The following is a 22,024-nucleotide window of genomic DNA, read 5'->3' on the forward strand; positions in this document are numbered from 1 at the left end:
CCTCGTCAACTTCCCGTACTCCGGTACGCCCGCAGCCCCGCCCGCCACGCCAGTCCCGCCCCGGCCGCGCACACGGCCGCCACCACCGGCGGCAGGAACGCCACCCAGCGCGGCAACCCCAGCGGATAGTCCCGGTCCAGCACGTACAGCGCCGGGAGCCAGTTCACGAAGGCCAGCGGCACGACGAACGTCACCCCGCGCACCAGGTCCTTCGCGAAGATCGTCGGCGGGTACTGGAGCAGCGTGTTGCCCCCGTACGTGAAGGAGTTCTGCACCTGCGACGCGTCCTGCGCGATGAACTGGAAGGCCCCGCCCGCCACGAACACCGCCCCGAAGATCACCGACCCGCTCAGCACCATCAGCGGCACCACGGCCGCCTTCGCCACGGTCCACTCGATGTCCAGGGCCACCAGCGCGTAGCCCAGCACCAGCAGCCCCTGCGTGATCCGCCCCAGCCTGCGCAGCGCGAAACGGTCGGCCGCCACCTGTGCGAGCACCGGGACGGGCCGCACCAGCAGCGTGTCGAGCGTGCCGTCGCGCACCCGGCGGCCCAGCCGGTCCATCGACCCCATCAGCAGGTCCGCCAGGCCGAACGCCGTCCCCGCGGCCCCGTACAGCAGCGCGATCTCCGGGAGCGTGTAGCCGCCCAGCGCGTCGACGTGCGCGAACATCAGGACGATCGTGACGAAGTCGAACGCCGTCGCCGTGAAGTTCCCGAACGCCGTCATCAGGAACGACGCCCGGTACGCCATCGTCGAGCGCAGCCACATCCCGACGATCAGCCCGTACGCCCGCACGCCCTCGACCAGCCGCGGCCTCGGGGCGAACACCGCCCCGGGCGACTCCGCCACGGCCCCCTCCACCACGTCAGCCACCCTGGACCACCACCCTCCGCGTCGCCACCGACTGCACCATCCGCCCCGCCAGCAACAGCACCACGGCCCAGGCCGCCTGGAACACGTACACCCGCACCAGACCCCAGCCCGTGTGCTTGCCGAGGAACACATCGGCCGGCACCTGGAGCAGCGCCGACCACGGCAGCATCCGCGCCACCTCGCCCAGCAGCCCCGGGAACAGGGTCAGCGGCAGCAGCATCCCGGAGAAGAACAGCCCCGCCAGGAACGCGACCTGCGCCGCGCCCGCGCCGTCCATCAGCCAGAAGGCGGACAGCGCCACCAGGTAGCGGATCGCGAAGCTCACCACCACGCCCAGCGTCACCGCGACGAGGAACGCCAGCCAGGTCCCGGCCGACGCCGGGAGCGCCAGGTCGAAGGCAAGCCCGCCGAGGACCATCGGCAGGATGCCGCGCCCCAGCAGATGGAAGGCGGCCCGGCCCAAGTCGCCCGCCAGCCACCACATTTGCAGGTCGACCGGCCGGTAGAGGTCGACCGCGATGTCGCCCGTACGGATGCGCTCGATCAGCTCGTCCTCGAAGCCGCCGCCCATCATCACGCACGTCATCAGCAGGGCCTGGCCCAGCCAGACGAACGTCAGCGCCTGCGGCATGTCGTAACCGCCCAGCCGGGGCCGCTCGTCCCACAGGGCCGTGTACGTGTAGGCCAGGACGAAGCCGAAGACGGTGTTGGTGAACACCCCCGCGACCGTCTCGATCCGGTAGGTGGCATAACGGCGGAAACCGCCCGCCGCCACCACCGCGTAGACCCGCACAGCAAACCGCCTCCCCCGTTCACGGGTGCCGCACCGGGCGTGGACACCAAAGCGCAGGAGCCTAGTCCCGCCGGGGCGGTCGCCGCGACCGCTTTTCGGTGGTCGATCCGAGGGTTATGCGACGGAAAGGGGCACTATGGGGGAACCGACCGCGGCCGAGGAGTCTGCACCGACATGAGCGACGAGCCACAGCAGCAGAACGGAGACCCCACCCCCGGGGGCTGGGCCCCCAAGGACCTGCCCGCCGACGCTGCCGCCCCCGGCTCCGCCCCCGACGGCCAAGGCGCCCCGGCCGGCACCGGCGGGAAGAAGCCCCCCAAGGCCAAGCGCCCCAAGCGCACCGGCTGGCGTCGGCTGATCCCCACCTGGCGCATGGTCCTCGGCGGCGTCCTGCTCATCGCCGTGATCCTGGTCGGCGGCTTCATCGCCGGCTACCAGCTCGTGGACATCCCCGCCGCCAACGCCAGCGCCACCGCCCAGTCCAACGTCTACCTCTACGAGGACGGCAGCGTCATCGCCCGCGACGGCGACGTCAACCGGGAGAACGTCAAGCTCGCCCAGGTCCCCCGCACCGCCCAGCACGCCGTCCTCGCCGCCGAGGACCGCGACTTCTACTCCGAACGCGCCGTCGACATCAAGGCGATGTTCCGGGCCGGCTGGAACACCCTCACCGGCAAGGGCAAACAGGGCGGCTCGACCATCACCCAGCAGTACGTCAAGAACTACTACCTGGGCCAGGAACAGACCGTCGTCCGCAAGATCAAGGAATTCTTCATCGCGATCAAGCTCAACCGCGAACAGTCCAAGGACCAGATCTTCGAGGGCTACCTCAACACCAGCTACTTCGGCCGCAACGCCTACGGCATCCAGGCCGCCGCCCAGGCGTACTACGGCAAGGACATCGGCGACGTCACCACCGCCGAAGGCGCCTACCTCGCCTCCCTGCTCAACGCCCCCAGCGCCTACGACGTCGTCACCCACCCCGAGAACAAGGCCGCCGCCGTCGCCCGCTGGAACTACGTCCTGGACGGCATGGTCAAGAAGGACTGGCTCGGCGCCGGCGAACGCGCCGCCATGACCTTCCCCGCACCCGGCCCCGTCAAGCCCGCCAACAGCCTCTCCGGGCAGCGCGGCTACATCGTCCAGGCCGTCGAGGACTACCTCGTCGCCCACGACATCCTGGACGAGAAGACCATCGCCACGCGCGGCTACCGCATCACCACCACGCTGGAGAAGAAGAAGCAGGACGCCCTCGTCAAGGCCGTGAACGACAAGGTCATGTCCAAGACCGACGAAGAGCGCGGGGCCGACCGCAACGTCCGCGTCGGCGGCGCCTCCGTCGACCCCGCCAACGGTCACGTCGTCGCCCTCTACGGCGGCATCGACTACACCCGGCAGTACGTCAACAACGCGACCCGCCGCGACTACCAGGTCGGCTCCACCTTCAAACCGTTCGTCTTCACCTCCGCCGTCGCCAACGACTCCACCACCCGGGACGGCCGCCGCATCACCCCCAGCACCATCTACGACGGCACCAACAAGCGCATGGTCCAGGGCCCCGACGGCCCCACCGGCTACGACCCGTCCAACGAGGACGACGTCAGCTACGGCCCCATCACCGTCCGCACCGCCACCGACAAGTCCGTCAACGCCGTCTACGCCCAGATGGCCGAGGACGTCGGCCCCGACAAGGTCCGCCGGACCGCCATCGACCTCGGCATCCCCAAGGACACCCCCGACCTCACCGCCTCCCCCTCCATCGCGCTCGGCCCCGCCACCGCCAGCGTCCTCGACATGACCGACGCCTACGCCACCCTCGCCAACCACGGCAAGCACGGCGCCCACGTCCTCGTCACCGAGGTCACCAAGAACGGCGAGAGCGTCACCCTGCCCGGCCGTACGGTGAAACAGGCCGTCAGCCGCGAAGCCGCCGACACCACCACCTCCATCCTCCAGAGCGTCGTCGACGGCGGCACCGGCACCGCCGCCCAGGCCGCCGGCCGCCCCGCCGCCGGCAAGACCGGCACCGCCGAGGAGGACAAGGCCGCCTGGTTCGCCGGCTACACCCCCGACCTGGCCACCGTCATCGCAGTCATGGGCCAGAACCCCGACACCGGCGCCCAGAAACCCCTCTACAACGCGCTCGGACTCCCCCGCATCAACGGCGGCGGCGCCCCCGCCGAGACCTGGGCCCAGTACACCGGCGCCGCCCTGCGCGGCACCCCCGTACAGAAGTTCGACCTCGATCTGGAGGGCGGCACCGACGACACCGCGCTGCCCACCGAGGAGGACACCGCCCCCGGCGAGACCGGCCGGCGCCCCTCCACCACCCCCGCGCACACCCCTTCCAGCACCCCGTCCCGCACCCCGTCCGCCCCGCGGACCACACCCGGCACCACCGACACCCCCGTCGGAGGCGCCGGCAACGGCGGCACGACCGGCGGCGGGACGGACACCGGCGGCGAGGACGGGGGCGGGGACACCGGCGGAAACGACAACGGAGGCGACGGAGACACCGGCGGCTTCCTCGAAGGGCCCCGCGGCACCAGGGCGCCGACGCCCAGCAGCCGCCGCTGAGCCGCCGCGTCAGTGACCCGACGTGGCCTTCAGACGCCCCCGAGCCGCCGCGTCAGTGACCCGACGTGGCCTTCAGCCCCACCACGGCCACCAGCAGCAGACAGACGAAGAAGATCCGCGCCGCCGTCACCGGCTCGTGCAGCACCACCATGCCCAGCACCGCCGCACCCGCCGCACCGATCCCGACCCACACCCCGTACGCCGTACCGATCGGCAGGGTCCGCGCCGCATGCGACAGCAACAGCATGCTCGCCACGATCCCCAGGCCCGTGAACACACTCGGCCACAGCCGGGTGAACCCCTCCGTGTACTTCATCCCGATCGACCAGCCCACTTCCAGCAGACCCGCGACCACCAGCAGAACCCACGCCACGACAGCACCTCCGACGAGACAGAACACGCGAACAACACGGGTGCGTCGTCTTTGCGAAACCCGGTACGGCGCGTCTCGTCGGGGTGATTCCACCGTAGCAAAGAACGAGCAAAGGGCCCGGTGACAGCAGTCACCGGGCCCCCCGTACACCCATCGGCGCGGGTTACAGATACAACCCGGTCGAATCCTCCGAACCCTCGAACCGGTCCGCGGCCACCGCGTGCAGATCGCGCTCGCGCATCAGCACGTACGCCACGCCCCGCACCTCGACCTCCGCCCGGTCCTCCGGGTCGAACAGCACCCGGTCACCCGGCTCGACCGTCCGCACGTTCTGCCCCACCGCGACCACCACGGCCCACCCCAGCCGGCGGCCGACCGCGGCCGTCACGGGAATCAGAATGCCGCCGCCGGAACGCCGCTCGCCCTCGGGCGACTCGGACCGGACCAGCACACGGTCGTGCAGCATCCGGATGGGCAGCTTGTCGTCGGTGTTCTCGCTCACGCCCCGCAACCTACCGGGCCGCCGGACAGCCGTGCGCGCGAGGGCCCGTCAACGCTTCCCGCGCCGCCCCGACACCACGACCAGGCCCACCACGCCCACCGCGAGCAGCGCCACCGGAATGACCCGCTCCAGCCGGAGCGAACCCTCCGCCGTGACGAACTGCGCCTTCACGTCCGACACCGCCCGGTTCACCGCGACGTAAGCCCGCCCGGCCGTCCGGTCCACGGTCCCGGCCACCTTCGCCTTCGCGTCACCGATGATCGTCTTCGGGTGCACACGCACCCCGATCTCATCGAGTACCACCGCAAGCTGCTCACGCCTGCTGATGATGTCCGCCTCGATCTGCGCAGGGGTCCTGGCATCCGACACCGCGCCGCCTCCGTGGTCCTCGTCCGGTAAACCTTCATCGACAGTCTGTCAGTTCCACCGCCCCCGCACCCGGCGGCACCCCTATTACCCTCGGTCCCGTACACCCCACGTACCAACGAGGAGAACCATGAGCGAGCGCCTCAAGCCCGGCGACACCGCCCCCGCCTTCACCCTCCCCGACGCCGACGGCAACGACGTCTCGCTCGCGGACCACAAGGGCCGCAAGGTCATCGTCTACTTCTACCCCGCAGCGCTTACCCCCGGTTGCACCAAGCAGGCCTGCGACTTCACCGACAACCTCGACCTCCTCGCCGGGGCCGGCTACGACGTGATCGGCGTGTCCCCCGACAAGCCGGAGAAGCTCGCGAAGTTCCGCGAGAAGGAGAACCTCAAGGTCACACTGGTCGGCGACCCCGCCAAGGAGACCCTGGAGGCGTACGGCGCCTACGGCGAGAAGAAGCTTTACGGCAAAACGGTGACGGGCGTCATCCGATCCACGGTCGTCGTCGACGAGGACGGCAAGGTCGCCCACGCCTTCTACAACGTGAAGGCCACCGGCCACGTCGCCAAGATCATCAAGGACCTCAAGATCTGAGGTCCGCCCGCTCGCCCGGAGCAGTCCAAAATCAGCCGACCGTTGGGCCGAACGGCCGAAATCGTGTGGGGGACATCCCAATCCTTCGCCGAATCGGTTTGCGACCGCCATGTCCGCGCAGAAGCCTTTCCTGAAACACTCGCCGAGGAAAGGAACCGGCCATGGCGGCCTCCGACCCCCACCAGGCGGCCGACCCGGAAGCGGTCAAACGCCACCCTGCCCTCTTCCGTGCCATCCGAAAGCGCCAGAACCCCAAGCTGCGCCGTACGGACATCACCATCACGGACGACCAGGCGGTCAAGCGCGCGGTCAAGGCGGCCTCACTCGGCAACGCCATGGAGTGGTTCGACTTCGGCATCTACTCCTACCTCGCCGGAACCCTTGGCCATGTCTTCTTCCCGTCCGGGAACGACACGACCCAGCTCCTCTCCTCCTTCGCCACCTTCGCGGTCGCCTTCCTCGTCCGCCCCCTCGGCGGCATGTTCTTCGGGCCCATGGGCGACAAGATCGGCCGCAAGAAGGTCCTCGCCCTCACCATGATCATGATGGCGATCGGCACCTTCGCGATCGGCCTCATCCCCTCGCACCAGTCGATCGGCATCTGGGCGGCCGTCCTGCTGATCTTCTTCCGCATGCTCCAGGGCTTCTCGACGGGCGGCGAGTACGGCGGGGCCTCGACCTTCATCGCCGAGTACGCCCCCGACAAGCGACGCGGCTTCTTCGGCAGCTTCCTCGAATTCGGCACCCTCGCCGGTTACGTGGGCGCCGCCGGCCTCGTCACACTGCTCTACGCGCTCCTCAGCGACGCCCAGATGGACTCCTGGGGCTGGCGCATCCCCTTCCTCGTCGCGGGCCCGCTCGGCCTCGTCGGCCTCTACCTGCGACTGCGCCTGGACGAGACCCCGGCCTTCCAGAAGCTGGAGGGCGGCACCGCGCACGCCACGGAGGCGGCGGACAGCGTCGAGACGACCGCCAAGGGCGACCTCGCCAAGATCTTCCGCGACTACTGGCCGACGCTGATCCTCTGCATCTGCCTGGTCGGCGCGTACAACATCACCGACTACATGCTGCTGTCGTACATGCCGACGTACCTCTCCGACGAGCTCGGCTACAGCGAGACCCACGGCCTGCTCATCCTGCTCGCCGTCATGGTCTTCCTGATGCTGATCATCAACCAGGTCGGCAAGCTCTCCGACCGCTTCGGCCGCAAGCCGCTCCTGATGACCGGCATGCTGGGCTTCCTGATCTTCTCGCTCCCCGCCTTCCTCCTCATCCGCCAGGGCAGCATCCCCGCCATCACCATCGGCATGCTGCTGCTGGGCCTCTCCCTGGTCTGCATGCTCGGCACGATGTCCGCCGCGCTCCCGGCCCTGTTCCCCACGAACGTCCGCTACGGCTCCCTCTCGGTCGGCTACAACCTCTCCGCGTCACTCTTCGGCGGTACGACCCCGCTGGTGATCACCGCCCTGATCAGCCTCTCGGGCACCAACCTGATGCCGGCGTACTACGCGATGGCGGCGGCCCTGGTCGGCGTGATCGCGGTGGCCTGCATGAAGGAAACCGCCAACAAGCCCCTGGCGGGCTCCCCGCCCTCGGTGGAAACGACGGCGGAAGCGGAAGAACTGGTCCACTCCCAGACCCCGGACCCGAAGTTCTGACCCTCTCGGCCCCCTCTGCGGCCCGTACGGCTTCCCCTCGAAGCGGTACGGGTCGTTCCGCATCTTGTCGGATATCGGACGTGACCCTCCGATAGTCGGTTCGTTACTCCGTACGAGGCCGCGAACGGGCGGCCGGATGCGGAGGGGAACGTGCGAGTTCTGTACACAGGCGGACTGTCGAACGTCAGCGTCCGCAACGCGCTGGATCAGCGCACGGTTGCGTTGCAACGGGGGAGGGACATGTCTGACGTGTACGAGCGGCAACGGCTCACCGATGCTGTCGCCGAGGCGACGAACTGGACGGACCTAATGCGTCGGCTCGGACTCAAGAAGAGCGGCGGCCAGCGGCGTGTGCTCCAGGAAAAGGTAGCTGGACACAAGCTGGACACAGCTCACTTCACGAAGCGCAGCCCATGGCGAAAGTACGCGGACGCGGCGATCGCTGAGGCTGTCGCATCGTCCTCGTCACTGCGTGAGGTCGTGATCAAACTTGGCGCGCCGCCGGCCACCGGCACGCTGTCCCACATAAGCCGCCGCATCACGGCGGCCGGAATCGATGTCAGCCACTTTCCCGGTATGAACCGCCCACACCTCGATCTCCTCTTTACCACGGAGGAACTGCAGGTCGCCGCGCTGGCCGCCGACAGCGTGCGCGGGGTGGCCACGAACCTCGGAATGGGCGACGACAGCCAGTCACGCTCGGCACTGGCGGCCCTGCTCCGCAGAAGAGGCATCGACACCTCCCACTTCCGTAACGCACGTCTTGCCATCCCGGAGGCCGCCCTGAGGAGCGCCATCCCGCAAGCCACGAGCTACGCGGACGTCATGCGCGCGCTCCGTCTTGAGGTCAACGACACGAATCACCGCCGCGTGCGACGCATGGTTCTGCGACTGGAGCTCGACACGAGCCACTTCAAGCGCCGCACCTGGGCAGTGCCACAAACGCGTAAGCCCAGGACGATCGCGCCGACGACCTTGGTTATCAGACCGCCGGGGTCGGGACGCACGAACCGGGAAGGGCTTCACCGCGCTCTGCAGGAGATCGGCGTCGCCTACCGGTGCGCGTCCTGCGGCAACAGAGGGAAGTGGCTGAGGCAGTCCTTCACGCTGCAGATCGACCACATCAACGGCGACTGGCTCGACAACCGGGCCGAGAACCTTCGCTACCTGTGCCCCAACTGCCATGCGTTCACCGAGACATGGTGTCGCAACCGGCGCGCCAAAGAGACGAGCACGCCCTAAACCCTCGGGCCGACGGCGCCTCCCCTTGTAGACTGCCGGGGAGGCGCGAGTGCTGGAATTGGTGAGACAGGCTGGTTTTAGGTACCAGTGCCCTAGCGGCGTGAGGGTTCGAGTCCCTCCTCGCGCACCCCATCGGCAGGCCCGACTCGCATCAGCGACGAGTCGGGCCTGCCGCGTTCACAAAGGGCGTCACCCCACCAGTTCCCGCACCACCGGGACCAGCGCCCGGAACGCCTTGCCGCGGTGGCTGATCGCGTTCTTCTCGTCCGGGGTCAGTTCCGCGCAGGTGCGCGTCTCGCCGTCCGGCTGGAGGATCGGGTCGTAGCCGAAGCCGTATCCGCCCGCGGGGGTGTGGCGCAGGGTGCCGGTGAGGCGGCCCTCGACCACGCGTTCCGTGCCGTCCGGGAGGGCGAGGGCTGCGGCGCAGGCGAAGTGGGCGGCGCGGTGCGGGGCGTCGATGTCGGAGAGCTGGGCGAGGAGCAGGTCCAGGTTGGCGCGGTCGTTGCCGTGGGTGCCGGACCAGCGGGCCGAGAAGATGCCGGGGGCGCCGCCGAGCACGTCCACGCAGAGGCCGGAGTCGTCGGCGATGGCGGGGTGGCCGGTGGCCTGCGCGAGGGCGTGGGCCTTGAGGAGGGCGTTCTCGGCGAAGGTGACGCCGGTCTCCTTGACGTCGGGGACCTCCGGGTACGCGTCGGCGCCGACGAGTTCGTGGGTGAGGCCCGCGTCGGCGAGGATCGCGTGGAGTTCGGTGATCTTCCCGGCGTTGCGGGTGGCGAGGATGAGACGGGTCATGGGTCGATTATCGCCGCGCCCGCCCCGGTGGGTCACGGGGTGCAGACTTTGGCGATCTCCACGGCCGGTGCGGTGGTGCCGGTGGCGCGCGGCCATGGTGTGGGCCCTCCACGGGTGCGGATTCGCGGACGGGCGCACGGTTCGACCCGTGCGCCCGTATGCGTATCGACGCCGTGGGAGAGGGAGTTGGTTGCTCTCGGGGTCTGCCCTACGCGCCGAGGGTGGCGGCCAGGGCGTCGTTCTGGAACCGGGCGAGGTCGACGCAGCCGGCGGTGGCGAGGTCGAGGAGGGCGTTGAGTTCCGTGCGGTCGAAGGGCTCGGCCTCGGCGGTGCCCTGGACCTCCACGAAGCGGCCGTCGCCGGTGCAGACGACGTTCATGTCGGTCTCGGCGCGGACGTCCTCCTCGTAGCAGAGGTCGAGGAGCGGGGTGCCGTCGACGATGCCGACGCTGACGGCGGAGACGGTGCCGGTCAGCGGCTTGCGGCCGTGCTTGATGATCTTCTTGCCCTGGGCCCAGGCGATGGCGTCGGCCAGCGCGACGTAGGCGCCGGTGATGGCGGCGGTGCGGGTGCCGCCGTCGGCCTGGAGGACGTCGCAGTCGAGGACGATGGTGTTCTCGCCGAGGGCCTTGTAGTCGATGACGGCGCGCAGGGAGCGGCCGATGAGGCGGCTGATCTCGTGGGTGCGGCCGCCGATCTTGCCGCGTACGGATTCGCGGTCGCCGCGGGTGTTGGTGGAGCGGGGCAGCATGGAGTATTCGGCGGTGACCCAGCCTTCGCCGCTGCCCTTGCGCCAGCGGGGCACGCCTTCGGTGACGGAGGCGGTGCAGAAGACTTTGGTGTCGCCGAAGGAGATGAGTACGGAACCTTCGGCGTGCTTGCTCCATCCGCGTTCGATGGTGACGGGGCGGAGCTGGTCGGGGGTGCGGCCGTCGATACGAGACATGGCGTCGAGCCTATCGGGTGCGGGGCCGGGCGATTCCCGGCGAGGAGGCGGTGCCTGCCTGGGCGCGGGGCCGTGGGTGCCGGCGTGCGCGAGACCCGGGAATCCCCGGTGCGAAGCCCGTGCCCGCCGGTGTGCGGGGTGCCCCATCGGAGGACCCCGGTGGGGCGGACGCGCGGCAGGCCCCGCCCTGGTCGGGCGGGGCCTGCGGGGTGCCGGCCGAGGGGGCCGACGGGGTCCGGCGGGTGTCGGCCGGAGGATGTCCGGCGGGGTCCGGCGGGTGTCGGCCGAGGGGCCGACGGGGTCGGGCGGGTGTCGGCCGAGGAGGCCCGACGGGTTCAGCGGTGCGTCACATCATGTCTTCGATGTCGGCGGCGATCGGGTCGGCGTCGGTGCCGATGACGACCTGGATCGCGGTGCCCATCTTGACGACGCCGTGGGCGCCGGCGGCCTTGAGCGCGGCCTCGTCGACCTTGCTCGGGTCGACGACCTCGGTGCGCAGGCGGGTGATGCAGCCCTCGACCTCTTCGATGTTCTCGATTCCGCCGAGCCCGGCGACGATCTTCTCAGCCTTGCTGGCCATGGCCTTCTCCCTGGTTCTTCATGTACATGCGACGGCCCACCCTGGGTCCGTTTCGTCACGGTAACGCACGGTTGGCCCAACTTCGCTAGCGAGCGCTCCGGCCGTCACCAATGATGACGATCACCGGCGCCCTGCCTTCCGGCGGGCTCCGCACCGTACCGCAACTGGTCTACACCAGTCTGCAACACCCATCAAACGTGGCCTGTTCCGGGAGGACGCCGATGAGCTCCAGCAGCGAAGCCGCCATCCCACAGAAGCGGTGGTGGAACGGCCTCTTCCAGGGCCTCCAGAAGATGGGGCGCAGCCTTCAGCTCCCGATCGCCGTGCTGCCGGCCGCCGGTATCCTCAACCGGCTCGGCCAGCCGGACGTCTTCGGTGACGACGGTCTGGGCTGGACCAATGTCGCCAAGGTGTTCGCGGCGGCGGGCGGTGCGCTGCTGGACTCGGGGCTCGGGCTTCCGCTGCTGTTCTGCGTCGGTGTGGCGATCGGCATGGCGCGGAAGGCGGACGGTTCGACGGCGCTCGCCGCCGTGACGGGCTTCCTCGTGTACTACGCGGTGCTGCACGCGTTCCCGGTGGACTGCGACAAGGGTTCGACGTTCGTCTCGGGCGGCACCTGGTTCGGTACGTGTGTCGCGGGCGACGCGACGGTGACGCCGGCGGCGTACCAGAACCCGGGGGTGTTCGGCGGGATCGTGATGGGCCTGATGGCGGCCTGGTTCTGGCGGCGGTTCCACCGGGTGAAGCTGGTGGACTGGCTGGGCTTCTTCAACGGCCGCCGGCTCGTCCCGATCATCATGGCGTTCGTCGGTCTGCTCTTCGCGGCGCTGTGCGCCTGGCTGTGGCAGCCGATCGGTGACGGTCTGACCAGTTTCTCGAAGTGGCTGGTGGACCTGAACTGGCTGGGGTCGGGCATCTTCGGTGTGGCCAACCGCGCGTTGCTGGTCATCGGCATGCACCAGTTCCTGAACACGTTCGTCTGGTTCCAGTTCGGTGACTTCACCAAGCCGGACGGGACGGTCGTGCACGGTGACATCAACCGGTTCCTGGCGGGCGACCCGACGGCCGGTCAGTTCACGACGGGCTTCTTCCCGATCATGATGTTCGCGCTGCCGGCGGCGGCGCTGGCGATCTACCACTGTGCGAAGCCGCACCGGCGCAAGGCGGTGGCGGGCATGATGATCTCGGTCGGCCTGACGTCGTTCGTGACGGGAATCACGGAGCCGATCGAGTACTCGTTCCTGTTCGTCGCACCCATCCTGTACGCCATCCACGCGGTGCTCACCGGTGTGTCGATGGCGGTGACGTGGGCACTGGGCGTGAAGGACGGCTTCAGCTTCTCGGCGGGGTTGATCGACTACGTCATCAACTGGAGCCTGGCGACGAAACCCTGGCTCATCATCCCGATCGGGCTGGCGTTCGCCGTCGTGTATTACGTCGTCTTCCGGTTCGCGATCACCAGGTTCAACCTCCAGACGCCGGGCCGCGAGCCCGAGGAGGTCGAGGAGGAGACCGAGCAGAATCTCACGAAGTAGCCTTTACGCAAGGTCACTGACCTTGTGAGCGCGGCCCCCGGACCCTGCGGTCCGGGGGCTTTTCGCATGTCACGGTGCGTATGCGCCAGCTGCTGCGAAGTAGTCGGAAATTGCAGGTTCCTTATCTAACCCTCACCGTGCTACAACTGGTCTACACCACTCAGTGGTCCAGACCATGTGACGTTCCCCCGTCACGTTCCTCGAGTCGTCGCCCACCCGAAACCCCCTGTCCCTGGCGGCGCCTTGCCTACTGGAGGAAGTTGATGAGTACGGCCACCGCTACGGCGGCCCCCGCGAAGAAGCGGGGCTCCGGCCTGTTCCAGGGCCTGCAGAAGGTGGGTCGCAGCCTTCAGCTGCCGATCGCCGTGCTGCCGGCCGCGGGCATCCTGCTCCGTCTCGGCCAGCCCGACGTCTTCGGTGACGACGGCCTCGGCTGGGACAAGGTCGCCTCCGTGTTCGCCACGGCAGGCGGCGCGGTCTTCGACAACCTTCCGATGCTCTTCTGCATCGGTGTCGCCATCGGCTTCGCCAAGAAGTCGGACGGCTCGACCGCCCTCGCCGGCCTGGTCGGCTTCCTGGTGTACAGCAACGTGCTCAAGGCCTTCCCGGTCACCGAAGCGGTGATCCAGAAGGGCGAGGACACGGCCGCGACGTACAACAACCCGGGTGTCCTCGGCGGCATCCTGATGGGTCTCGTCGCCGCGATCCTGTGGCAGAAGTTCCACCGCACCAAGCTGGTGGACTGGCTCGGCTTCTTCAACGGCCGCCGGCTCGTCCCGATCATCATGGCCTTCGTCGGCGTGATCTTCGGTGTCTTCTTCGGCCTGGTCTGGGAGCCCATCGGCGACGGCATATCCAACTTCGGCGAGTGGATGACCGGTCTCGGCTCCTTCGGTGCCGGCCTCTTCGGTCTGATCAACCGCGCGCTGATCCCGGTCGGCATGCACCAGTTCGTCAACACGGTCTCGTGGTTCCAGCTGGGTGACTTCACGGACGCCACCGGCGCCGTCGTGCACGGTGACCTGAACCGCTTCTTCGTCCACGACCCGACCGCCGGTCAGTTCATGTCGGGCTTCTTCCCGATCATGATGTTCGGTCTCCCGGCCGCCGCCATCGCCATCGCGCACTCCGCCCGCCCGGAGCGCCGCAAGGCCGTGATGGGCATGATGGTCTCCCTGGCGCTGACCTCGTTCGTCACCGGTGTGACCGAGCCGATCGAGTTCTCGTTCATGTTCATCGCGCCGCTCCTCTACGCGATCCACGCGGTCCTCACCGCGATCTCGATGGCCGTCACCTGGGCGCTGGGCGTGCACGCCGGGTTCACCTTCTCGGCCGGCTTCATCGACTACTTCCTGAACTGGAACCTGGCGACCAAGCCATGGCTGATCATCCCGATCGGTCTCGTCTTCGCGGTGATCTACTACGTGGTCTTCCGCTTCGCGATCACCAAGTTCAACCTCACCACCCCGGGCCGTGAGCCCGAGGAGGAGATCGAGGACCTGACCAAGTAGCCCCTGGTCGGCGACCTGTACACGACGAAGCCCCTCACCTCCCCGACGGGAAGGTGAGGGGCTTCGTCGGCTTCGTCGTGCGCGTGCGGGGGGGCGGCTCAGACCTCGTAGACCGCGCCGGGCGCCGCCAGCTCCGTCGGCCCGGTGAAGACCTCGCGGGCGTCGGCGAGGTTGCGCTCGGCGTCGGTCCACGGCGGGATGTGGGTGAGGACCAGGCGGCCCACCTCCGCCCGCGCGGCCAGCTCGCCGGCCTCGCGGCCGTTGAGGTGGAGGTCCGGGATGTCCTCCTTGCCGTGCACGAACGACGCCTCGCAGAGGAAGAGATCCGCGCCCTCGGCCAGCTCGTCCAGCGCCTCACAGATGCCGGTGTCCCCGGAGTACGTGAGCGAGCCGCCGCCGTGTTCGATGCGGATGCCGTACGTGTCCACGGGGTGGCACAGCTTCTCCGTACGCACCGAGAAGGGGCCGATCTCGAACCAGCCCGGCTTCAGCGTGTGGAAGTCGAAGACCTCGCTCATCGCGTGGTCGGACGGGGTGTCCGCGTGCGCGGTGGTGAGCCGCTGCTCCGTGCCGTCGGGGCCGTAGACCGGGATACGGGCGGGGCGGTCGCCGCCGTGCGGGTAGTACCGGACGACGAAGTACGCGCACATGTCGATGCAGTGGTCGGCGTGCAGGTGGCTGAGGAAGATGGCGTCGAGGTCGTACAGACCGACGTAACGCTGCAGCTCGCCGAGGGCTCCGTTGCCCATGTCGAGAAGCAGCCTGAAGCCGTCGGCCTCTACGAGGTAGCTCGAGCATGCCGATCCCGCGGAGGGGAACGAGCCGGAGCAGCCGACGACGGTGAGCTTCATGGAGCGTGAACCTCCGAGACGTGGGAACGGGGAGGGTTCGTGCGGTGCGATTCGTGCGGTGCGATTCGTGCGGTGCGATTCGTGCGGATCGTTGAGCGGTTTGTTGAGCGTAAGGCGCGCAGGGGCCGGTCGCTCCTTCGGGGCGTGTCGTTGTGGGGGAACTCACCTGTGCTGTCACCGGTTCGATGGAAGGAGTGACGGGCGCAGGGGTGGGGGTGGCGCCTGCGGCGGGCGTTCCCCTGCCCGCCCCTTCCCGAAACCGGGGCGCTGCCCCGGGCCCCGCTCCTCAAGCGCCGGAGCGGCTGGGTCTTCGGGGCTCCGCCCCGCGCCCCCGGAAACGACGACGCCGGGGCCGGACCACTACGGTCCGGCCCCGGCGTCAGGGGCGTACGACGCAAGGACTACGCCCAGAGCTGCCCCTGCAACGTAGCGATCGCCGCTTCCGTCGTCGGCGCGGTGTACACGCCCGTCGACAGGTACTTCCAGCCGCCGTCGGCGACGACGAAGACGATGTCCGCGGTCTCGCCGGCCTTGACGGCCTTGTCGCCGACCCCGATCGCGGCGTGCAGCGCCGCCCCCGTGGAGACGCCCGCGAAGATGCCCTCCTGCTGGAGGAGTTCGCGGGTGCGGGTGACGGCGTCGGCGGAGCCGACCGAGTAGCGGGTGGTGAGGACGGAGGCGTCGTAGAGCTCGGGGACGAAGCCCTCGTCGAGGTTGCGCAGGCCGTAGACCAGGTCGTCGTAGCGCGGCTCGGCGGCGACGATCCTGATGCCTTCGACGTGTTCGCGCAGGTAGCGGCCGACGCCCATCAGGGTGCCGGTGGTGCCGAGGCCCGCGACGAAGTGGGTGACCGAGGGGAGGTCGGCAAGGATCTCCGGGCCGGTCGTGGCGTAGTGGGCGCCCGCGTTGTCCGGGTTGCCGTACTGGTAGAGCATCACCCAGTCCGGGTGCTCGGCCGAGAGCTCCTTGGCGACGCGGACCGCGGTGTTGGAGCCGCCCGCGGCCGGCGAGGAGATGATCTCGGCGCCCCACATGGCGAGCAGGTCGCGCCGTTCCTGGGAGGTGTTCTCCGGCATCACGCACACGATGCGGTAGCCCTTGAGCTTGGCCGCCATGGCGAGCGAGATGCCGGTGTTGCCGCTGGTGGGTTCGAGGATGGTGCAGCCGGGGGTGAGCCGGCCGTCCTTCTCCGCCTGCTCGACCATGTGGAGCGCGGGGCGGTCCTTGATCGAGCCGGTGGGGTTGCGGTCCTCCAGCTTGGCCCAGATGCGGACGTCGTCCGACGGTGACAGCCGCGGCAGGCGGACGAGCGGGGTGTTGCCCACCGCGGCGAGCGGGCTGTCGAAGCGCATCAGTTCATGCCGCCGGCGACGGCCGGGAGGATGGTGATGCTGTCGCCGTCGTTGAGCTTGGTGGAGATGCCGTCGAGGAAGCGGACGTCCTCGTCGTTGAGGTAGACGTTGACGAAGCGGCGCAGCTGCTCGCCGTCGACGATGCGCTCACGGATGCCGGTGTGGCGGCTCTCCAGGTCCGTGAAGAGGTCGGCGAGGGTGTCCCCGTTGCCCTCGACGGCCTTGGCGCCGTCGGTGTAGGTGCGGAGGATGGTCGGGATGCGGACCTCGATGGCCATGGCGTGGGCTCCTGTCGAAGCGGAGTGGTGGCGGTGGGCGTGGGGCGCGCGGCTCTGCCCCCGCGCGGGGGTCGGTGCGTGGTGCGTGGCGCCCGGCCGGGCGGCGCCGGGACGGGCTCAGACCTCGCGGCCGGCGGACCGGTGGTTCGTACAGATGGCGCTGGAGAGGCGGCACAGGTCGACGTGCAGGCGCGCCACGAGCAGCGTGCCCGGCGTCTTGTCACTCACGTCATGGGGAACCATGCGGTCATCGTATCGATTCCCGGTCGGGGATTCGGAGTGTGATCTCGCCTGGTGGACGTTGGGTGTTCGCCAGGTGGACAGGGCCGGGGTGGGCGGCCCTGTCCGGGCCTTGCGGAGGCGGTGCGAACGGGGTCAGGCGGTGGGGTACGCCGCGACGACCGCGACCTCCTCCTCGGTGATCTCGCCGTCCACGATGCGGTACGAGCGGAACTGGAAGGGGCCCGCGTCGTCGGTGTCCGCGGTGGACACGAGGACGTAGTGGGCGCCGGGCTCGTTGGCGTAGGTGACGTCGGTGCGCGAGGGGTAGGCCTCGGTCGCCGTGTGAGAGTGGTAGACGATCACGGGCTCCTCGTCGCGGTCGTCCATGCCGCGGTAGAGCTTGAGGAGGTCGGCGGAGTCGAACTCGTAGAACGTGGGCGAGCGGGCCGCGTTGAGCATCGGGATGAAGCGTTCGGGGCGGCCGGAGCCGGCGGGCCCGGCGACGACGCCGCACGCCTCGTCGGGGTGGTCGGCGCGGGCGTGCGCCACGATCTGGTCGTAGAGCGTCTGGGTGATGGTCAGCATGGCGCCCAGGATAGGACGACGGGCCCCGGCGTACCGAGGAGTGGTACGCCGGGGCCCGCATCGTGGAATCGCCCTGGTGGGGGCCGGTGGTTCAGCGGCGGGCGAACGCCTTGCCCTGCGGGTTGCGGGACTTCAGGACCAGGTAGGAGACGCCGAGGACCAGCGCCCAGAGCGGGGCGCAGTACAGGGAGATCCGGGTGTCCTTGTCGATGGCCATCATGACGACGACCATGGCGATGAACGAGAGGGCGAAGACGCTGGTGTGCGGGGCTCCGGGGGCCCGGAAGGTGGACTGCGGGAGGGCTCCGCGGTCGGCCAGGCGGCGGTAGCGGATCTGGCTGGTCAGGATCATGATCCAGGCCCACATGCCGGAGATCGTGGCGAAGGAGACGACGTAGGTGAAGGCGTCTCCGGGCCACTGGTAGTTGACCCAGACGCCGACGAGCATGAGGGCGGCGGAGAAGGTGGTGCCGACGAGCGGGGTGCCGCTCCTGGTGAGCCGGGTGAAGAACTTCGGGCCCTGGCCGTTGAGCGCGAGGTCGCGGAGCATGCGGCCGGTGGAGTACATGCCGGAGTTGCAGGAGGAGAGCGCGGCGGTCAGGACGACGAAGTTGACGATGCCCGCGCCGAGGCCGAGGCCCATCTTCTCGAAGGCTTCGACGAACGGGGAGACGTCGGGCGAGAACTCGGTCCAGGGCACCACCGAGAGGATCATGATCAGGGCGCCGATGTAGAAGACGGCGATGCGCCAGGGCACGGTGTTGATGGCCTTGGGCAGGACGGTCTTGGGGTCCTTGGACTCGCCGGCGGTGACGCCGACGAGTTCGACGGCGAGGAAGGCGAACATCACGATCTGAAGGGTCATCAGGGTGCCCTTGACGCCGTGCGGGAAGAAGCCGCCGTCGGACCACAGATGGGTGACGCTCGCGGTGTCTCCGGCGTCGGAGAAGCCGACGGTGAGGATTCCGGCGCAGATGAGGATCATGCCGACGATGGCGGTGACCTTGACCATCGAGAACCAGAACTCCAACTCTCCGAAGAGTTTCACGGAGATGAGGTTCACGCCGTAGAGAATGATGGTGAAGATCAGGGCCGAGACCCATTGCGGAATGGTGAACCAGAAGGTCATGTACTGGGCCGCGGCGGTGACTTCGGTGATTCCGGTGACGACCCAGAACAGCCAGTAGGTCCAGCCGGTGACGAAGCCGGCGAAGGGGCCGACGAATTCGCGGGCGTACTCCGAGAAGGAGCCCGACACCGGGCGGTACATGAGGAGTTCGCCCAGGGCCCGCATGATGAAGAAGATGACCAGGCCCGCGATGGCGTAGGCCAGGATGAGGCTGGGTCCGGCCTTGGAGATGGCCTTGCCGGCGCCGAGGAAGAGGCCGGTGCCGATGGCCCCGCCGATCGCGATCATCTGGATCTGGCGGGCGCCGAGCGCTCTCTGGTATCCCTCGGCGGAGGTGGTGGCGTCCGCGGCCTCGGTGTGCGGGCCGTCCTGCCCCTTGTCGTCGATCTGCGCCGATGTCATGTGGTCGCGCCTTTCTCCACGCCGATCCGCGCCTTTCGGCCGCGGATCAGGTCCTGATCCCCCCGGATATGGATGGAGTGCCGCCGGTGGTCACCGGCTGACAGCGCCTACCCGGGGACATGGGTGGCGTCCCCGGGTGGTCGTGAAGATTTATCACGGGCACGACGATGATCCAGCGGACGTTTTGTGGCGCACACCACAAGTAAAAGCGGACAAGGCGGTCCGGGCGCTGCAAAAAAGGCCGTTCAGGTGATGCGATCGTTATTCGGATTTAAGTGTCCGTTGAGCGAACACCCCCTGGCGCACCCGGTCAGGGCATCAGGGTCTCGACGAGGGTTTCCTGGAGGGCGCCGAGCCAGAGGTAGGCCATGACCATGGGCTTGCGCGGGTCGCTGTCGGGGAGCCGGTAGAGCGAGCCCTCCTCGCCCTCGTCCTCGTCGGAGACCTCCAGGCGGGTGCCGATGGTGAGCCGGAGGTCGTTGAGGGAGCCGAGCCAGCTGCGGCTCTCGTCGGCGGTGAGCGTGAGCACGGCGGCGCCATCGCCTGCGGGCGTGAGCGCGTCCAGGGTCCGGACGACGACGAGGGCGTCCTCGCGCTTGCGGGTGCGCAGGTCGTTCTCGGTGAACCGGCGGAACTCGGCGGAGGCGGCGATCAGTTCGTCGTCGCGGTCGCCGTACGCCTGGGGGAAGAGGCGGGCCAGGGCCGGGTCCTCGGGCGGCTCGCTGGGGCCCTCGGCGAACAGGGCGGCGAGCGGGTCGTCGCCCTCGGCGGGTTCCTCGCCGGGTCCGATGAGCTCCAGCAGCTGGACGGCGAGGGAGCGCAGGATCGCGATCTCCACCTCGTCGAGCGCGACGGCCGCGCCGCCGCCGGGGGTGGCCTCGAAGTGGCCGGCCATGGGTTGACTCCGATGGTGTTCGGGCGGGACGGACGGGAGCGGTGCGGAGCGGGTCAGTTGCGGTCCTGGGTGAGCGTGGCCCACAGCCCGTAGCCGTGCATGGCCTGGACGTCGCGTTCCATCTCCTCGCGGCTGCCGCTGGAGACGACGGCGCGGCCCTTCTGGTGGACGTCGAGCATCAGCTTGTGCGCCTTGTCCTTGGAGTAGCCGAAGTAGGCCTGGAAGACATAGGTCACGTAGCTCATGAGGTTGACCGGGTCGTTGTGGACCAGCGTCACCCAGGGGACGTCGGGCTCGGGGACGACGAGGCTGTCCTCGGCCGATTCGGGACGTTCGATCTCTACGGGGGCGACGCTCACCTACCCCATGCTGCCACTCACAAGGGCCCATCGCACAAACGGCCCCCGCGCCGCGCCGGGCCCGGAGACCCCATCTCGTCACTTTGACGAAATAGGGGTAGCATCCCCGGCATGAACTCTGCGGACCTTGGGCGACGGGTCGGTGTGCCGTCGACAGCGCTCTTCACCGACCAGTACGAGCTCACGATGGTGCAGGCCGCACTGAAGGCCGGCACCGCCGACCGGCGCTCGGTCTTCGAGGCGTTCACCCGCCGGCTGCCCGAGGGGCGGCGCTACGGCGTCGTCGCGGGCATCGGGCGGGTCCTGGACGCGGTGGAGAACTTCCACTTCGACGAGGACATGCTCGGCTTCCTGCGCGACCAGGACGTCGTCGACGGGCCGACCCTGGACTACCTGGCCGACTACCGCTTCAGCGGCGACATCTGGGGCTACCCGGAGGGCGAGGTGTACTTCCCGGGCTCGCCGGTCCTGCGGGTCGAGGGCTCCTTCGCCGAGTGCGTGCTGCTGGAGACGGTGATCCTGTCGATCCTCAACCACGACTCGGCCATCGCCGCCGCGGCCTCCCGGATGTCGGCCGCGGCCGGCGGTCGCGGCCTGATCGAGATGGGCGCGCGGCGCACCCACGAGCTGTCGGCGGTGGCCTCGGCCCGGGCCGCGTACATCGGCGGCTTCGACACCACGTCCGACCTGGCCGCCGGCTTCCGCTACAACATCCCGACGGTCGGTACGAGCGCCCACGCGTTCACCCTGCTGCACGACTCCGAGCACGACGCGTTCCAGGCCCAGGTCGACTCGCTGGGGCGCGGCACGACGCTGCTGGTGGACACGTACGACGTGACCGCGGCGGTCCGTACGGCGGTCGAGATCGCCGGTCCCGAGCTGGGGGCGGTACGGATCGACTCCGGCGACCTGCTGCTGGTGGCCCACCGGGTGCGCCAGCAGCTGGACGAGCTGGGCGCCACCGGGACGAAGATCGTGGTGACCTCGGACCTGGACGAGTACGCCATCGCCTCGCTGGCCGCCGCGCCGGTGGACGCGTACGGGGTGGGCACCCAGCTGGTGACCGGCAGCGGGCACCCCACCTGCTCGATGGTCTACAAGCTGGTCGCCCGCGCGGCCTCGGCCGATCCGGCGGACGAGCTGCGGCCGGTGGCGAAGAAGTCGATGGGCGCGAAGTCCTCGAAGGGCGGCCGCAAGTGGGCGGCGCGCCGGCTGGACGAGGAGGGGGTGGCGGAGGCCGAGGTGATCGGCACCGGCCCGGTGCCGGAGGAGCTGGCCGGCCGGCAGCTGCTGGTCGAGCTGGTCCGGGGCGGCGAGGTCGTCGCGCGCGAGCCGCTGGACGCGGCCCGGGAGCGGCACATCGCGGCGCGGGCGGGGCTGCCGTTGTCGGCGATGCAGTTGTCGCGGGGCGAGGCGGTTATTCCCACGGAGTACGTGTGAGGCGGCGAGCGGCTGCCGGGTGCGTCCGAGGTGCCGTTCCGCCCTCAATCGCCGGACGGGCTCGATTTGCCCGGACGCGCTTGATTTTGCCCGGACGGGCTTGATTCGCGTGGGCACCCCCTCCCTAACGCCGAGCCGAGTCTCTAGGCTCGGTGCCACCCCC

Annotated in this window: 23 protein-coding genes, 1 tRNA gene and 1 riboswitch; of the genes, 8 read left to right on the plus strand and 16 right to left on the minus strand. The window is 69.3% G+C overall.

All coding sequences use genetic code 11. The features are described 5' to 3' along the window. Nucleotides 1-5: 5 nt before the first annotated feature. Nucleotides 6-875, minus strand: coding sequence for an ABC transporter permease (locus tag E6P78_RS03195; protein WP_136201939.1), 870 nt, complete (start codon nt 873-875; stop codon nt 6-8). Beyond that, complete coding sequence (locus E6P78_RS03200; protein WP_136201940.1) at nt 868-1,668, minus strand: ABC-2 family transporter protein; 801 nt, start codon at nt 1,666-1,668, stop codon at nt 868-870. The genes E6P78_RS03195 and E6P78_RS03200 overlap by 8 nt, the downstream gene beginning before the upstream one ends. Before the next feature lie 174 nt (nt 1,669-1,842). On the opposite strand from E6P78_RS03200, the gene E6P78_RS03205 reads away from it, so the two are divergent. Beyond that, nucleotides 1,843-4,245, plus strand: coding sequence for a transglycosylase domain-containing protein (locus E6P78_RS03205; protein ID WP_136201941.1), 2,403 nt, complete (start codon nt 1,843-1,845; stop codon nt 4,243-4,245). Nucleotides 4,246-4,297: 52 nt separating this feature from the next. Here the strand turns inward: E6P78_RS03205 and E6P78_RS03210 are convergent, their stop codons facing one another. The 3 genes from E6P78_RS03210 to E6P78_RS03220 form a co-directional block, all read right to left on the minus strand. Beyond that, nucleotides 4,298-4,618 (minus strand): multidrug efflux SMR transporter, encoded by a 321-nt coding sequence (locus E6P78_RS03210; protein ID WP_136201942.1) that lies wholly within the window; start codon nt 4,616-4,618, stop codon nt 4,298-4,300. 39 nt (nt 4,619-4,657) lie between these two features. After that, nucleotides 4,658-4,729: riboswitch (guanidine-III (ykkC-III) riboswitch) on the minus strand. A gap of 52 nt (nt 4,730-4,781) precedes the next feature. Next, nucleotides 4,782-5,120: a co-chaperone GroES gene (locus tag E6P78_RS03215; protein ID WP_136201943.1), complete on the minus strand. Its 339-nt coding sequence runs from the start codon at nt 5,118-5,120 to the stop codon at nt 4,782-4,784. A gap of 48 nt (nt 5,121-5,168) precedes the next feature. Continuing rightward, complete coding sequence (locus tag E6P78_RS03220) at nt 5,169-5,489, minus strand: DUF3618 domain-containing protein (protein ID WP_136201944.1); 321 nt, start codon at nt 5,487-5,489, stop codon at nt 5,169-5,171. Between the two features lie 127 nt (nt 5,490-5,616). Between E6P78_RS03220 and bcp the strand changes: the two genes are divergently transcribed. The 4 genes from bcp (at nt 5,617) to E6P78_RS03240 (ending at nt 9,111) form a co-directional block, all read left to right on the plus strand. Beyond that, complete coding sequence (gene bcp, locus E6P78_RS03225) at nt 5,617-6,084, plus strand: thioredoxin-dependent thiol peroxidase (protein WP_136201945.1); 468 nt, start codon at nt 5,617-5,619, stop codon at nt 6,082-6,084. A gap of 161 nt (nt 6,085-6,245) precedes the next feature. Further along, entirely contained in the window at nt 6,246-7,742 is a 1,497-nt protein-coding gene (gene proP / locus E6P78_RS03230; protein ID WP_136201946.1) for a glycine betaine/L-proline transporter ProP, read from the plus strand. Nucleotides 7,743-7,982: 240 nt separating this feature from the next. Continuing rightward, nucleotides 7,983-8,984: an HNH endonuclease gene (locus tag E6P78_RS03235; protein WP_136201947.1), complete on the plus strand. Its 1,002-nt coding sequence runs from the start codon at nt 7,983-7,985 to the stop codon at nt 8,982-8,984. A 43-nt stretch (nt 8,985-9,027) separates the two neighbouring features. After that, nucleotides 9,028-9,111, plus strand: a tRNA-Leu gene (locus E6P78_RS03240). A 62-nt stretch (nt 9,112-9,173) separates the two neighbouring features. Here E6P78_RS03240 and rdgB read toward each other — a convergent pair. From rdgB to E6P78_RS03255, 3 genes are all read right to left on the minus strand, one after another. After that, entirely contained in the window at nt 9,174-9,776 is a 603-nt protein-coding gene (gene rdgB, locus E6P78_RS03245; protein WP_136201948.1) for an RdgB/HAM1 family non-canonical purine NTP pyrophosphatase, read from the minus strand. 208 nt (nt 9,777-9,984) lie between these two features. Continuing rightward, nucleotides 9,985-10,722, minus strand: coding sequence for a ribonuclease PH (gene rph / locus E6P78_RS03250; RefSeq protein ID WP_136201949.1), 738 nt, complete (start codon nt 10,720-10,722; stop codon nt 9,985-9,987). 346 nt (nt 10,723-11,068) lie between these two features. Beyond that, the gene (locus E6P78_RS03255) at nt 11,069-11,302 is read right to left on the minus strand and encodes a PTS glucose/sucrose transporter subunit IIB (protein ID WP_018105617.1); all 234 of its coding nucleotides are present in this window, start codon (nt 11,300-11,302) and stop codon (nt 11,069-11,071) included. 221 nt (nt 11,303-11,523) lie between these two features. On the opposite strand from E6P78_RS03255, the gene E6P78_RS03260 reads away from it, so the two are divergent. After that, complete coding sequence (locus E6P78_RS03260) at nt 11,524-12,837, plus strand: PTS transporter subunit EIIC (protein ID WP_136201950.1); 1,314 nt, start codon at nt 11,524-11,526, stop codon at nt 12,835-12,837. Nucleotides 12,838-13,100: 263 nt separating this feature from the next. Beyond that, a complete protein-coding gene (locus E6P78_RS03265) occupies nt 13,101-14,348 on the plus strand; it encodes a PTS transporter subunit EIIC (protein WP_136201951.1) in 1,248 nt (415 codons plus the stop codon). Between the two features lie 98 nt (nt 14,349-14,446). On the opposite strand, the gene E6P78_RS03270 is transcribed toward E6P78_RS03265, so the two are convergent. From E6P78_RS03270 to clpS, 8 genes are all read right to left on the minus strand, one after another. Continuing rightward, the gene (locus tag E6P78_RS03270; RefSeq protein ID WP_136201952.1) at nt 14,447-15,199 is read right to left on the minus strand and encodes an MBL fold metallo-hydrolase; all 753 of its coding nucleotides are present in this window, start codon (nt 15,197-15,199) and stop codon (nt 14,447-14,449) included. Between the two features lie 401 nt (nt 15,200-15,600). Further along, nucleotides 15,601-16,551 (minus strand): cysteine synthase, encoded by a 951-nt coding sequence (locus tag E6P78_RS03280; RefSeq protein ID WP_136201953.1) that lies wholly within the window; start codon nt 16,549-16,551, stop codon nt 15,601-15,603. Beyond that, the gene (locus E6P78_RS03285) at nt 16,551-16,829 is read right to left on the minus strand and encodes a MoaD/ThiS family protein (protein WP_018555889.1); all 279 of its coding nucleotides are present in this window, start codon (nt 16,827-16,829) and stop codon (nt 16,551-16,553) included. Before E6P78_RS03285 ends, E6P78_RS03280 begins: the two co-directional genes overlap by 1 nt. A 117-nt stretch (nt 16,830-16,946) precedes the next feature. Further along, nucleotides 16,947-17,072, minus strand: coding sequence for a putative leader peptide (locus E6P78_RS33980; protein WP_346765549.1), 126 nt, complete (start codon nt 17,070-17,072; stop codon nt 16,947-16,949). Nucleotides 17,073-17,204: 132 nt separating this feature from the next. After that, the gene (locus tag E6P78_RS03290; protein ID WP_136201954.1) at nt 17,205-17,636 is read right to left on the minus strand and encodes a M67 family metallopeptidase; all 432 of its coding nucleotides are present in this window, start codon (nt 17,634-17,636) and stop codon (nt 17,205-17,207) included. Between the two features lie 91 nt (nt 17,637-17,727). Then, nucleotides 17,728-19,167 carry an amino acid permease gene (locus tag E6P78_RS03295; protein ID WP_136201955.1) on the minus strand — a complete coding sequence of 480 codons (1,440 nt, stop codon included), beginning with the start codon at nt 19,165-19,167 and terminating at the stop codon, nt 17,728-17,730. Nucleotides 19,168-19,477: 310 nt separating this feature from the next. Then, a complete protein-coding gene (locus tag E6P78_RS03300) occupies nt 19,478-20,062 on the minus strand; it encodes a DUF2017 domain-containing protein (protein ID WP_136201956.1) in 585 nt (194 codons plus the stop codon). Nucleotides 20,063-20,115: 53 nt separating this feature from the next. Next, a complete protein-coding gene (gene clpS, locus E6P78_RS03305) occupies nt 20,116-20,421 on the minus strand; it encodes an ATP-dependent Clp protease adapter ClpS (protein ID WP_136201957.1) in 306 nt (101 codons plus the stop codon). Between the two features lie 111 nt (nt 20,422-20,532). On the opposite strand from clpS, the gene E6P78_RS03310 reads away from it, so the two are divergent. Beyond that, nucleotides 20,533-21,861 (plus strand): nicotinate phosphoribosyltransferase, encoded by a 1,329-nt coding sequence (locus E6P78_RS03310; protein ID WP_136201958.1) that lies wholly within the window; start codon nt 20,533-20,535, stop codon nt 21,859-21,861. Nucleotides 21,862-22,024 lie beyond the last annotated feature (163 nt).

It is taken from the genome of Streptomyces sp. A0958, from assembly GCF_004795035.1.
Taxonomy (GTDB): Bacteria; Actinomycetota; Actinomycetes; order Streptomycetales; family Streptomycetaceae; genus Streptomyces.

What these genes read in the sequence shown, in the direction of transcription:
- E6P78_RS03300 (WP_136201956.1), bottom strand. Translation starts at nt 20,062, where the DNA reads ATGGCCGGCCACTTCGAGGCCACCCCCGGCGGCGGCGCGGCCGTCGCG.
- E6P78_RS03280 (WP_136201953.1), bottom strand. Translation starts at nt 16,551, where the DNA reads ATGCGCTTCGACAGCCCGCTCGCCGCGGTGGGCAACACCCCGCTCGTC.
- proP (WP_136201946.1), top strand. Translation starts at nt 6,246, where the DNA reads ATGGCGGCCTCCGACCCCCACCAGGCGGCCGACCCGGAAGCGGTCAAA.
- E6P78_RS03205 (WP_136201941.1), top strand. Translation starts at nt 1,843, where the DNA reads ATGAGCGACGAGCCACAGCAGCAGAACGGAGACCCCACCCCCGGGGGC.
- E6P78_RS03265 (WP_136201951.1), top strand. Translation starts at nt 13,101, where the DNA reads ATGAGTACGGCCACCGCTACGGCGGCCCCCGCGAAGAAGCGGGGCTCC.
- E6P78_RS03310 (WP_136201958.1), top strand. Translation starts at nt 20,533, where the DNA reads ATGAACTCTGCGGACCTTGGGCGACGGGTCGGTGTGCCGTCGACAGCG.
- E6P78_RS03270 (WP_136201952.1), bottom strand. Translation starts at nt 15,199, where the DNA reads ATGAAGCTCACCGTCGTCGGCTGCTCCGGCTCGTTCCCCTCCGCGGGA.
- E6P78_RS33980 (WP_346765549.1), bottom strand. Translation starts at nt 17,072, where the DNA reads ATGGTTCCCCATGACGTGAGTGACAAGACGCCGGGCACGCTGCTCGTG.
- bcp (WP_136201945.1), top strand. Translation starts at nt 5,617, where the DNA reads ATGAGCGAGCGCCTCAAGCCCGGCGACACCGCCCCCGCCTTCACCCTC.
- E6P78_RS03285 (WP_018555889.1), bottom strand. Translation starts at nt 16,829, where the DNA reads ATGGCCATCGAGGTCCGCATCCCGACCATCCTCCGCACCTACACCGAC.
- rdgB (WP_136201948.1), bottom strand. Translation starts at nt 9,776, where the DNA reads ATGACCCGTCTCATCCTCGCCACCCGCAACGCCGGGAAGATCACCGAA.
- rph (WP_136201949.1), bottom strand. Translation starts at nt 10,722, where the DNA reads ATGTCTCGTATCGACGGCCGCACCCCCGACCAGCTCCGCCCCGTCACC.
- E6P78_RS03260 (WP_136201950.1), top strand. Translation starts at nt 11,524, where the DNA reads ATGAGCTCCAGCAGCGAAGCCGCCATCCCACAGAAGCGGTGGTGGAAC.
- E6P78_RS03235 (WP_136201947.1), top strand. Translation starts at nt 7,983, where the DNA reads ATGTCTGACGTGTACGAGCGGCAACGGCTCACCGATGCTGTCGCCGAG.
- E6P78_RS03255 (WP_018105617.1), bottom strand. Translation starts at nt 11,302, where the DNA reads ATGGCCAGCAAGGCTGAGAAGATCGTCGCCGGGCTCGGCGGAATCGAG.
- E6P78_RS03295 (WP_136201955.1), bottom strand. Translation starts at nt 19,167, where the DNA reads ATGACATCGGCGCAGATCGACGACAAGGGGCAGGACGGCCCGCACACC.
- E6P78_RS03290 (WP_136201954.1), bottom strand. Translation starts at nt 17,636, where the DNA reads ATGCTGACCATCACCCAGACGCTCTACGACCAGATCGTGGCGCACGCC.